At 40.3% G+C, this 12,930-nt stretch carries 5 protein-coding genes; 4 read left to right on the top strand and 1 reads right to left on the bottom strand.

The genetic code is table 11. The features are described 5' to 3' along the window. The first annotated feature begins 109 nt into the window (after positions 1 to 109). Both IQ31_RS04410 and IQ31_RS04405 read left to right on the top strand, forming a co-directional pair. Positions 110 to 2,251, top strand: a complete 2,142-nt coding sequence (locus IQ31_RS04410) for a glycosyl hydrolase family 95 catalytic domain-containing protein (protein WP_145327172.1) — start codon at positions 110 to 112, stop codon at positions 2,249 to 2,251. A 165-nt stretch (positions 2,252 to 2,416) separates the two neighbouring features. Then, positions 2,417 to 3,664 (top strand): glycoside hydrolase family 88 protein, encoded by a 1,248-nt coding sequence (locus IQ31_RS04405; RefSeq protein ID WP_145327171.1) that lies wholly within the window; start codon positions 2,417 to 2,419, stop codon positions 3,662 to 3,664. Positions 3,665 to 3,859: 195 nt separating this feature from the next. On the opposite strand, the gene IQ31_RS04400 is transcribed toward IQ31_RS04405, so the two are convergent. After that, positions 3,860 to 7,735: a hybrid sensor histidine kinase/response regulator transcription factor gene (locus IQ31_RS04400; RefSeq protein WP_145327170.1), complete on the bottom strand. Its 3,876-nt coding sequence runs from the start codon at positions 7,733 to 7,735 to the stop codon at positions 3,860 to 3,862. A gap of 136 nt (positions 7,736 to 7,871) precedes the next feature. On the opposite strand from IQ31_RS04400, the gene IQ31_RS04395 reads away from it, so the two are divergent. Then, positions 7,872 to 11,153: a SusC/RagA family TonB-linked outer membrane protein gene (locus IQ31_RS04395; protein WP_145327169.1), complete on the top strand. Its 3,282-nt coding sequence runs from the start codon at positions 7,872 to 7,874 to the stop codon at positions 11,151 to 11,153. Between the two features lie 13 nt (positions 11,154 to 11,166). Beyond that, the gene (locus IQ31_RS04390) at positions 11,167 to 12,927 is read left to right on the top strand and encodes a RagB/SusD family nutrient uptake outer membrane protein (RefSeq protein WP_145327168.1); all 1,761 of its coding nucleotides are present in this window, start codon (positions 11,167 to 11,169) and stop codon (positions 12,925 to 12,927) included. The last annotated feature ends 3 nt before the right edge of the window (positions 12,928 to 12,930 follow it).

Genomic DNA, 12,930 nt, shown 5'->3' with positions numbered 1-12,930 from the left:
CAGAGAAGAGCTTGAATCTAGGTTTTCCTCAATCGTTTTCGTAAAAGAGGCTTGATTTCAGGAGAATAATCCAGCATCTTTATGGTCGCTCTGATAGCATTAAATCCTAATGATGAATCTAAGAATACTGTTTTTACTCGTTTGCATCCTATGCCAGCCATTTGGAGGATCAGCTCAATTTAGAATTCCAGTGTTGGGCCATACGATTTATGAAGGAGTGTTTACTGGAAATGGTCTCCTGGGAACGATGACTTACTTAGCCGGTAAGAATTCGATGCGTGTGGATATTGGAAGAACTGATATTTATGATCATCGAGCGAATTCGGCCGATAAATTGTTTGATCAGGCGCGTATGTCGTTAGGTCATTTTGAAATAGAATTTGAACGCCCGATTGTGCAGGCACAAGGAGAAATTCATTTAAAAGATGCCTATGCTGAGGCGAAAGTCGGCACAGACCAAGGGATGGTGAGAATTCGGACGACCACCTTATCAAATGACAACATTATTTTGCTAGAGGTATTTAAAAAAGATTTTAACGGGAATTACCATCTTACATGGAAACCCGACGAAGCCATCAGCCCAAGGATGGGATTCAGCTATACGCAAAAACCGAAAAACTATCCGACAAATCCAAAAGGAAGTTTTGGCACCCAAGGCGAAATAAAATATTTTGATCAGCCTCTTCTAGCCGGGGGAGGGTATGTGACGGCTTATTGTGGCAGATCCGGCAAAGAAGTGGATACCTATTTAATTACCGTAGATTATAACCAGCAGGGAACCGCTTATGTCAAAAAGGCGATCAATTATGTTCAGAATTTTAAAGAACAAAAGTTAACGAAGGGACTGGCGTCCCATCGCAAGTGGTGGACAGACTATTTTGTAGCATCTACACTGGAGCTGCCAGATACGGTTTACCAGCAGTTTTATGAAATGCAACTGTATAAGCTTGCCAGTGCAACAAGGTCAGATAAACCCGCTATGGATTTACAGGGGCCCTGGACAAGTCCAACTCCGTGGCCAGCGTACTGGCTTAATCTTAATATGCAACTTGCTTATTCCCCTGTTTTCAAAGCGAACCAGCTCGGTATTGCAAACTCGTTGATCCAGATGATTGATCGGAATAAAGATAATTTAAGACAAAATGTTCCCGAGCCTTATCGCTATAACAGTTTGGCTGTAGGTCGCTCCTCGGGGCCAAGCTTATGGAGTCCTGTTCTTCTGGCAAAAAATGTTTCATTGGATGCGGCTTCCGATGGTGAAAAGGAGCTAGGTAATCTCGTATGGCTGTTGCATAGTTATTATCAATATTATCGAGCGACCCTGTCGCAGGAAGTATATGATCGCTTATTTCCGCTACTGAAGGAAGCGATAAATTATCATTTGCACTTATTGGAAAAGAATCAAGCAGGAAAATACCATATCGGTGTGAAAACCTATTCACCAGAATATTCAAAAGGGTATGCTTATGATACAAATTATGATCTTTCTATTTTCAAATGGGGGCTCAAGACGCTTATTGAGCTGGATCAAGAAAGAGGCGGCAAGGATAAACTTCATGCTGTCTGGACAGACGTATTGGCCAACTTGATTGATTATCCAAAAGATGTCGATGGCTTTATGATCGCAAAAGATCTACCGTATGGCGAGTCGCATCGTCACTATTCGCACCTAATGATGATTTATCCTTTTTACGATATAAACTGGGATCAGGTAAATAATCAAGCTCTTATTGAGCGCTCTATTGCACATTGGCAGAGCAAAAAGCAATTGTTGCAGGGCTATTCATTTACGGGGGCTGCCTCTATGTATGCCATGATGGGAAGAGGAGACTCGGCTTTGGCTTCGCTGGATGTGCTATTGCAGAAATATATTAAAGCCAATACACTATATGCTGAAAGCGGTCCGGTGATAGAAACCCCACTGGCAGCGATGGCCAGTATTCAAGAATTGTGTATGCAGTATTGGAATGGTGTATTACGCGTGTTTCCTGCTATTCCTCATAAATGGAAGGATGTTTCCTTTACCAATTTTTTGACAGATGGTGGAAATCTCGTATCAGCAGAGCGGAAAAATGGAAAAACGGCCAACATCCGGATCAAAAGTCAATATGGAGGTCGTCTACGTTTAAAATCCGATATCGGAATACCAGAGGTAAAGATACAGGGAAAAGGTACGTTTGATATAAGGAGAGATGGAACAATTGATCTGAAGCTTGATAAGGGAGCGATCGCTTTGATTAATGTACATTGATAAAAGTAAGTTAAAGAAATTACGTTGAAACTGAATATTCAAGCTCCTTGAGCCAATTGCTTAATATTCCTCGATCAATTGAAATAAAGAAAAAGAGCGGATTATTTAGGTATAGCATTAAAGCGCTAATGCGCTGACCAAATAAAAATAAAAGAATAGAAAATAATGAAATTAAAACAACTTTCCGTGTTATTATTGGCCATTTTGGGTACTTCGACTGTCGTTCAGGCGCAAACGGCAAAACCGAATCTATCCAAAGCGTTTATTCAGCAGCAGCTAGATGCTGCAGCGAAGCAAATAAAAGTCCTGGCGAACGAAACTCCGACAGAAAAGTTTCCAAAAACTTTCGAAAATGGCAAAGAGGTATTTTCTTCGTCGAGCTGGTGGTGTTCGGGGTTTTATCCAGGGACATTGTTGTATTTATATGAAGGCACCAAAGATGAAGGGTTATTAAAGAAAGCAACCGAGAAATTGACCTATCTAGAAAAAGAAAAGAACAACAAGGGTACACATGATTTAGGGTTTATGTTATTCTGTAGTTTTGGAAACGCACTGCGTCTCACGGGTGATAACCAAAAGTATGGACCAGTACTCAGCACCGGCGCCAATTCCTTAGCATCGCGCTATAGTCCAACTACCAAAACGATTCGTTCTTGGGATCACGGATCATGGCAGTATCCGGTTATAATCGATAATATGATGAACCTGGAGTTTTTGACACAGGTGTCTAAAATGACTGGAGATAAAAAATTCTATGATATTGCGGTATCTCATGCTGAAACAACCTTGAAAAATCACTTCAGAAAAGATTATAGCTCATACCATGTGATCGATTATGATAAAAACACAGGTAAGGCGATTGGTAAAAAGACCCATCAGGGCGCATTTGATGAATCGGCATGGTCAAGAGGACAAGGATGGGCGCTGTATGGTTATACCATGATGTACCGCGAGACAAAGAAGAAAGAATTTTTGAAGCAGGCCCAGCAAATCGCAAAGTATATCCTAAGCAATCCGAATTTGCCTGCTGATCTGGTTCCTTACTGGGATTTTGATAAAGATAAAATTGCGCAGTCAGATAAAATGTATCCGAATAAGGATCTGCGGGATGTATCTGCGGCGGCATTATATGCATCTGCTTTGTTAGAGCTCTCACAATACACAAAGGGAAGTGAAGCTTTGAATTATTTTGATAAAGCAGAAACGATTCTTAAGAACCTGTCGAAGGCACCTTATCTGGCACCTTATGGTCAAAATGGTGGGTATATCTTACAACACAGTGTTGGAGCGCTGCCATTAAATTCGGAAATCGATGTGCCGTTGACCTATGCCGATTATTATTATGTGGAGGCCTTGGTTCGTTATCAGCGCCTATTGTCCGGAGAACCTATGATCAAAGAGATCGCTAAATAAGGTTGTCAACAGTTAAAAGCTTATTTTAGTGGGATCAGATCGTTTAAAAAATGATTTGTTTTAAGTAAGGCTCAAACTTGATTAAAAACGTAGTTAAAGCTAAAAGACAGAGGTGGCTATGCCACCTCTGTCTTTTTATTGGGAATTACAGCGTTTATTGAGCATTACGGGGACCACAGTTCGATATAACAGGGTTTAGCTATTCTGGTTGGGCGTAGCGGTTTGTTCCGACGGATTGTATCCAAACTGTTTTTTAAATTCCTTACTAAAGTACTTCCTGTCCGAAAACCCGACAGTATAGGCGATCTCACTGATGTTCATGTCAGAATTCAGTAGTTCTTTCGCTTTGTTTAGCCTATACGTTTTAACATAATTATTGAGCGATAAATTGGATATTGCCTTCAGTTTACGATAGAGAATTGGAGCGCTCATTCCCATTTTACGTGATATAAAATTAACATCAAAGCCATCTGACTGGATATTTTCTTCGATCAACTCATTTAGGGATGAGATGAATTGCGCATCAAGTTCATTGTCGAATGAAGCTGTTTTGACCTGAAATTCTTTACTCTTTTTGTGGCTGATAGCCATGAGATTCTGAGCGGAGAGAAATAGTTGTTTATTGTCGAAGGGTTTTGTCAAATAGATATTGGCGCCCAGTTCTAGTGCTAAGGTTTGTGAATGGCTATCGGTTACGGCCGTCAGCAAAATGAACGGAATGTGGCTTGTTACCATATTTGTTTTAATGGCCTGACACAATTGAGCACCGTCCATGTAAGGCATCATGAGGTCTGAAATAATCAGATCAGGGATATATTCCAATGCTTTGGAAAGAGCCTCTTCACCATTGTTTGCTGTAATGATCGTGTAGGTATCCTGAAATAGATTGACAACTGTTGCTAATAATTCTTTATTGTCTTCTACAATTAAAATAGTTTGTTGTAAGGAAGTATCAAGCGTGCTTGGTACAGGTGTGCTAACGTCTTCTGTTTCCTTTCCAAGGAGGCCTATTGCTTGCAGCTCTACTTTCTCGCCAGCTTGTTTCGGTAAGGTTACCGTAAATACCGTCCATTTTCCTTTTTCATCGTCCTGTGAAAAACAACGAATGTCTCCCTTGTGTTGCAGCACAATTTGTTTGGTAAGTGCCAATCCAATGCCTGTGCCGATCGCATCATTAGCTTGTTCTTCACGATAGTATTCTTCAAATATTTTAAACTGATTGTCTGTAGCAATGCCAATGCCGTTATCAACTATGTTTATGGAAAACGAGTCATCACTTTCGATCAACTCCAAGTAAACTGTACCATAATCGGGTGTGTATTTGATGGCATTGGATAGTAGATTAAACATCACTTTATCAAACTGCAGGGTATCAATGGATTGTAATCCTACTGCGACCAACTGACGTATATAATAGTTGAGATGTTTTGTTTTGGCAAGGTCATTCAGTAGGTAGAACGTGTCTTCTATGTATTCTCTAAAAGAGATGTCGGTTTTCTTCAGTACAAAGTGTTTGTCATCGAATTTTTTAAAGTCCAGCAGCTCGTTGATAACACCAAGGAGCTTACTGGCATTCTTTTTTATCCGTTTTACTTTGTTTTGTGTAGAAGTCAGATTGGCCGTTTCGGAAATAATTTCGTCTAATGGAGCTGTAATCAAAGTCAACGGTGTGCGAATTTCGTGCGATATCTGTGTAAAGAATTTTATTTTCTTTTCCTGTTCCCGTTCTGAATTGATCAACATCTCACGTTCGACAACAAACTTGATGACAAAATGTACACCCAAGGTGAACAAGCCCACATACAACAGATAGGCCCACCAGGTTCTCCAAAAGGGAGGTTTAATATCGATGTTGATCCGTAGGGGGATACTGCTCCAAATGCCATCGTTGTTACTGGCGAATATGGTCAAGGTATGCATTCCGACCGGAATGTTGGTATATCGTATTGACGGAGTACTTGTTTCAACCCAATCCTTGTCAAAACCATCGAGCTTGTATCGGTATCTATTTTTTAGTGGTTTGATGAAATTAGAACCTGAGAAATTAATCGTAACAAAGTTTTCATCATGTCGGAGTTTGAGCTGATAGCTATTGGGATCTGTCGTTTTCTGAATCCGTCCGTAGTTCAAGGGTGTCTCTTCGAGAAAGATATTTCGGAAGAGTACCTCGGGTATAGTCTGATTGAAAGTTATTTTTCGGGTATCCAGGGCAACTACACCATTGAGTGTTGTGACGAATAGTGTTCCTGTTTTGCTGGCAAAGACTTTGGCTCCAAGTAGATTTTTGACCGGTAAACCGTCATATTGATTCAGGAGGTAGCTATGTTTTGTTTTGGGATTATAGCATATTAATCCATTTTTACTGGTAAGCCATACCTGATTGTTCACAAAGATGGGCCAGCCTAGCGAATTGTTCGGAAAGCGAGATACCTTGGTTAAGTGATCATGCTGATCAAAATGATATAAGTATTCTTTGGATGTCAGCCAGATGTCCCCGTTCGGATGAACATAAAATCCGCCTAGCGTCAATGTATCTAGCTGTTTTATTGGTTTTATGTTTGATTCATTCGGTTTTTTGCGAAAAAGTGTACCTCCTCTGAGCAAATAAGTATGCTGTTTATTGTCCGCTTGGATATCATCAATTGTACCTGTTTTTAATGCAGCGTTATATGCTGCAGGTTTTCCAGGATCGACGATGTAAAGCCCTTTATTGGTTCCGAGGTAAATGCGGTGAACGGGATCGACATAAATGCTATAAATATTGTTTTTGAGATTCAGGAGATCTTTTTCCAGGTAAAAGTGTTGTGTGTTTCCAGATTGTGCATCGATAATGGAATAGCCCCCGCCATACTGTGCCGCATAAATTTTGTTATCTCTAACGTATAGATCCTTGATCAGGTTTGACTGGGTTAATTTAGACAAAGGGGAGGTCATTTCTGTTCTTTTGTCAATTTTGTTTATTCCTTCTTCTTCTGTTCCAATCCAAAACGCATTTTCTGACTCTGCGAAACTGCCGGTGATATCGCTATTGAGGCTGAGACCTGGACGCGAACGTGTTGAATAATGCTGTATGGGGGTCAGATCGGGGTAGATGGCATTGATTCCTCCAAAATAAGTTCCTATCCAGGTGATCTGTTGTCGATCAATAAAGATATCATAGATAGAGTTTTGACTCAATGAGTTTTTGACGGAGGTATTATGTTTATAGTTTAAGAAATGTGGTGCCCCATTAAAGATGGAGAGTCCTTTTAATGTACCGATCAGTATGTCTCCTTGTTTAGTTGGGACAATTTTCCTGATGTTATTGCTGAGCAGATTGCTATTTGTTTCTGTTAGGTTATTCCATTTTTTATCAACGAAGTTGTATTGGAATATTCCATGCAATTTTGTACCAACCCACAGGATGTTTTTATGAAGATACATTGTGCTGAAAATCTGCTCTTTTAACGGCAGGGGAGATGCTATAAGATTCTGGTTCGTAGAAATTTGATTATTTTTCAAAGAAAAAGACGTTATGCCATTCATGCTCGCCATGATATAGGTTTCTGGTCCTGTCTGAATAATCGATTGTACTCGGGATTGGTTAATGAGTTTTTTGAGATTGTAGGTACCTGCTGTGGGGATAGCCTGATAGAGACCTTTGTCGGTGCACAGAAATATTTTGTCTGAAAGGAGCTGTATGTCGGCGACAGTAATTTTTTCTTGAAAAGGTTTTCCTTGTTTAAATACCGCTTTGCGTTTGTCGATATCGAAAATAAATAACTGCGTTGCTGTAGCAATGAAAAGGTCATTATTTGCGTTGATGGCAATCTTGTTAATGTAATCTACCTTTTTAAATACGGTATCCTGTACGAGAATATTAGTGATATTCTGGGAGTCGTATACAAAAAGGTTGGCTCCGCCGCCGAACCAAAGTTTACCTTGTTTATCTTGAGCAATTGTTAATACCGCCTGTTTATCCAATACGTTCTCCTGGCTTAGTGTCTCAAATTTTAAATTCTGTGCATGACAAAGGGAAATGATGGATATCAACAGCAGAAATTGTCGCGATAAAATAGGTAGTATGCTCATGGTTATGGGGTATTTGTGTCAAATTTAAGATTTTACCCCCAAATATTTATGAATTTTACCCCTCTTAATTTGCTCATAAACCCATCTTTGGCCTATTAAACAACCAATTTTTATTATAAAACTAATTTCCTAAAGTATGGCAAAGTTTTACAAAGTTGGACTGTCTGCTATGATGATGTTTACTGTGGGTGCGAGTATGGCACAACAGAAAATTTCAATTACGGGGCGGATTACAGACAGTCAAGGAGCACCTTTATCGGGTGTAACGATTCGAGAAAAGGGTGGAAGTGTTTCTACTTCTACAAATGCAAACGGTACCTATTCATTGTCAGTTGGCTCCAATGCAACCATCTTAGTTTCCTATATCGGTTATCAAAATCAAGAGGTTGTTGTCAATGGTCGCAATGTCGTCAATGTAACTATGAACGGTGCAAGTGCTGCCATTGATGAAGTTGTAGTCGTGGGGTACGGACAACAGAAGAAGGCGAAATTGTTAGGGTCGGTTGCGACGATTGATGGCAAGAAGCTTGAAAGTAGAGCGGTAACGAACGTATCTTCGGCACTTTCGGGGCTTGCAGCCGGTGTCCAAGTCAAAGTCGGTAATGGTAAGCCTGGTAGTGATGGAGCAACCATTCGCGTACGCGGTACAGGTACCATGAACAATAATGATGCTCTTGTCATTATTGACGGTATTCAGGGGGTAATGGATGCAGTAAATCCGGAAGATATTGAAACAATATCAGTATTAAAAGACGCGTCTTCGGCAGCTATCTATGGTGCGCGGGCCGCGAATGGAGTTATTGTCATTACAACAAAGAAAGGAAAAGGCGGACAAGCGCCGCAAATAAAATATTCAGGTTTGTTTTCGAGAACAACGCCAAGCGCAAAGCCTGAATTTGTAAGCGATTATTTGAGACATATGAGCTTGTTCCAAGAGGCCGCAGAAAATATCGGCGAGAAAGGCCCATATACGCAAAGTGCTATTGATACTTGGACGGCGGCAAATGCTGATCCAAATGGTTTGACTGCTCAGGGCATACCAAATTATGTCGCATATCCCAATACAAACTGGGGCGATTGGATTTATGAGAATGCCTGGTTAAAAAGTCATAATGTCAGTGTTTTGGGGGGGAGTGAAAATATCCGCTACAATCTATCTGGAAGAATACAGGATAACCCTGGCATTATGCACAATACAGGGATGAAACGCTATGAAGGGCGGGTGAATCTGGAGACAGATGTTACCAACTTCCTGACCGTGGGTACACAGACATTTGTTGTTAAAGAAGAACGTTCTATGGCTTCAGATGCCAATCTGTATAATTTTTTGCGGCAAACTACACCAGGTATTTACCCAATGTATGACAGTAAGTTTGGAAGCGCTGTGCTCAGCTCCGGAGAATCATCTCAGCTGAACAATTTATTGACCTACCTTTACGATAATAAAGGAAGTAATGAACGTACACGGCTCAACGCAACCTTATTTGCAAATGTTAAACTTTGGAAGGGTTTGACATTTGAAACGAAATTTAATTACCAGAGCCGATTTGATGAAGTGAAAACCTGGTCTGATCCGTCACCACGGTATGACTTTTCAACCATGACGATTACGTCGACTCCTGTTAACCTTGCGACCTCGACGACTGGACAGTCCTATAATAAAATTTACAGAAAATCTTTTGATAACGTATTGCGTTATAACACGACGATTGGTAAACATACGATTGGTGCATTAGTTGGTCATAATGAATTTTATTACAACGATTCTGGATTTAGTGCTTCTACAAAAGGATTGATAGATGCTACCATTACTAATATCGGTACAGGAACCGAGATGAATAGCATCTCCGGCGCAGAATCTGATAACTCCATGCGTTCTTTTTTCGGTCGCTTTAGCTACGATTATGATGGGAAATATTTAGCCGAATTTAGTTTACGCCGAGATGGTTCATCAAAATTTGGTCTTGGCAAGAAATATGGTACTTTCCCTTCTGTTTCGTTAGGATATATATTGTCTAAGGAATCATTTATGAAGGCGGTAGATCCTTATTTGCAAGATATTAAAATTCGTGGATCGTGGGGTAAATTAGGGAATGATGGCGGAGACGATCTGAACGTATATGGATGGCATGGTGTGTATGGCCAGGTAGGTTATTCTTTCAACGGCGCGCAGGCTAATGGTCTTAGATTGTCACGTTTTGGCAATAACTTGTTGCAATGGGAAGATTCCGAAAATAAGGAGCTTGGATTGGAATTTGCAACATTAAACCGACGCGCATCCGTGGAACTAAGTTTATACGATCGTAAAACTTCAAATATTATTCGTACAGCGCAGATGCCAATTACTGCGGGTACTGCTAGTGCTCCCTTTTATAACCAGGCCGCTATGCGTAATAAAGGAATTGAGCTTAACCTGAACTGGCGGGATAAGATCGGGGATTTCAGTTATAACATTGGTGGTAATTTCTCGTATAATAAAAATAAAGTTACGGAATACGAGGGTAAGCTGGTTCAAGGTATGGTTGATGACGGAACGGGAAAAATGGTATGGCAGACTAATTTAGGTGATGTATCTACAGGTGGTGTAAACCGAAGACTTGAGGGATACCAGTTGGATGAATTCTATTTACGTCAAGTATATAGAGGAAATGGTAGTTATTTTAATTCCGACGGATCCGTCAATGTTAACGGTGGACCTACTACAGGGATGATCCGTACGGATCAGGATTACGAGTGGGCAAAAGCGATGAAAGCTGCTGGTTATTCTTTTGTAACCTCATCCCAAGCCATTGCGGATAGCTATGGTTCGAATGCACGGATGTATTATGGAGACTTGATCTATGCCGATCTGAACGGAGATGGTATTTATGGAAATAATGCCGACCAGTACTTTACCGGAACGTCGACAAGTCCTAAATATATCTATGGATTTAATCTCGGATTCTCTTATAAAGGTCTTGATATGTCTATGATTTGGGCAGGAGAGGCTGGAGGACAGTATTATTGGACAGATGCTGGTTATAATAACAATGTGTTGATCCTTGGTAACCAGGTAACCACTCGTATTGCAGATGACCATTATTTCTATAACCCGGCGGCACCAAATGATCCACGTACCAATCAAAATGGATATTTCCCTAGATTGAAATACGGAACTTCTGCAGAAAATATCAATAATCAGGCAAGCGATTATTGGTTGTATAATGCAAATTTTTTAAAGCTTAGAAATTTGCAAATAGGTTATACGTTTGATAAGAAACTAACTGAAAAAGTTAAAGTACGTAGTTTAAGGGTATTTTTCTCTGGAGAGAACCTATTGATGTTTACTGATTTTCCGGGGTTAGATCCAGAAGTTGGTGCAGGAGCAGAATATCCAACAATGAAACAGTTTGCTTTTGGTTTGAATATTGGATTCTAAAAAGAGAAAGATTATGAAAAATAATATAAAAAAATATAATTTGTGGAGTAAAAAAATATTGCTTAGCGTGACTCTCGGTTCAGCAACATTGTTTTCTGCTTGTCAGAAGGATTTATTGGATACAGTACCTAAAACACAGGTATTGACCAATAATATGTGGCTAACTGAAAACCTTACGGACCAAGGTGTAAATGGTGTATATCAAGGTTTGCGCCTCGGTCAGATGCTTTATGTATATGATTCCTATGTTACTCTCCAAGGCCGGGATAATTCAACCTTGATGAATGCAACTGCCACAAGTTCATCCGGGATTTTTTCATCCACTTGGCAAAATTTATATGAAGGTGTTCATCGGAGCAATAATGCGATCTATGGGATAGCCAATGTGTCACCAGTGGGAGCAGAGAAAAAGGCTAAATTAACTGCAGAAGTAAAATTCTTACGCGCCTATTACTATTATCGATTGAATCAGTTGTATAAAGGAGTGCCTATTTATACCGATCCAATCGAATGGGACAAAGTTGATAAACCAAGGAATACTGAACAGGAAGTTTGGAGCTTTATCATTAAAGATCTCACGGATTGTATCAACGAAGCTCAGTTACCAAATCGCTATGATAAAGGAAATGCAAACTTTGGCCGGGTGACAAAATCTGCCGCTTATGCGCTCCGTGGTAAGGTTTATATGTATACGCAAGAATGGGCAAAAGCAATCGCTGATTTCGAACAAGTCAAAAGCCTGGGACACAGTTTATTTAGCGATTATGCATCTCTATTTAAAGGAGATAATGAACAAAGTCCCGAAATTATATTTAGCATCCAAAATATGGCTTTGGCAGGATATGGCTCCGATTACCAATTTAGATTCGGATCACGTTCAGCATTTGGGTCCAATTGGAATACTTATTTAGTACACCCTGATGCTGCAGACCGCTATCAACGCAAAGATGGATCTAAGTTTAATTGGGACGATTACTTGCCAGGCTATAATCAGATGTCACCGGGCCAAAGGGAGGTGTTTTTCCTTCGGAATAATTTGACCGCTACTGAAATATCTAATATTGACAAACGGACTACAAACAAGCTTGATATGTCTTTGTATTTGCCTACCGGTAATGAAGAACGCCTGAAGAAAGCCTATGAAGATCGTGATCCTAGACTAGCAAGTAATGTGATTTTACCTTACTCTACATTTGTGGGAGCCAATGGTGCAACAGATCAAACCTTTACGTCAAGATGGCCATATAGACAGGAGTTTGGTGGCGTATTTGATTTGAGAACGGATATCGTCCCTAATTTTTACTACTACCCACGTAAGTTTGTTTACGAAGGTGCTAATCCAGGTATACCAAATAGAGAAGCTGGCGCATATGATTATATCGTCATGCGTTATGCGGATATCCTTTTGTTATGGGCGGAGGCATTGAATGAGTCGAAAAAACCAGGCGAAGCTGTGCTTAAGGTAAATGAGGTCAGAAAGCGTGCAGGAGTTGGAGAGTTATCGTTAGGAATCGGTGAGCAGGATCTTCGGAAAGAAATTCGTGAAGAACGCCGTCGTGAGTTGATGTGTGAAGGTGTTATTTATTTTGACGAGTTGCGTTGGAAAACATTGAAAGAGACTTCTTTTTATACAGGAAATGGTATTAAACAAGCATGGGGAGGAGTCGTTTCTCCGTATGACTGGAGAGGTGATCAGCTCTATACATGGCCAATTCCACAAGTGGAACGGGAACGAAACACAGCCTTGACACAAAATAGTGGCTGGGACGATTAAGAA

It is taken from the genome of Sphingobacterium siyangense, from assembly GCF_007830445.1.
GTDB classification, from domain to species: Bacteria; Bacteroidota; Bacteroidia; order Sphingobacteriales; family Sphingobacteriaceae; genus Sphingobacterium; species Sphingobacterium siyangense.
The sequence above is the reverse complement of the archived record's forward strand: the minus strand, read 5'-3'. Positions and strand labels throughout refer to the sequence as shown.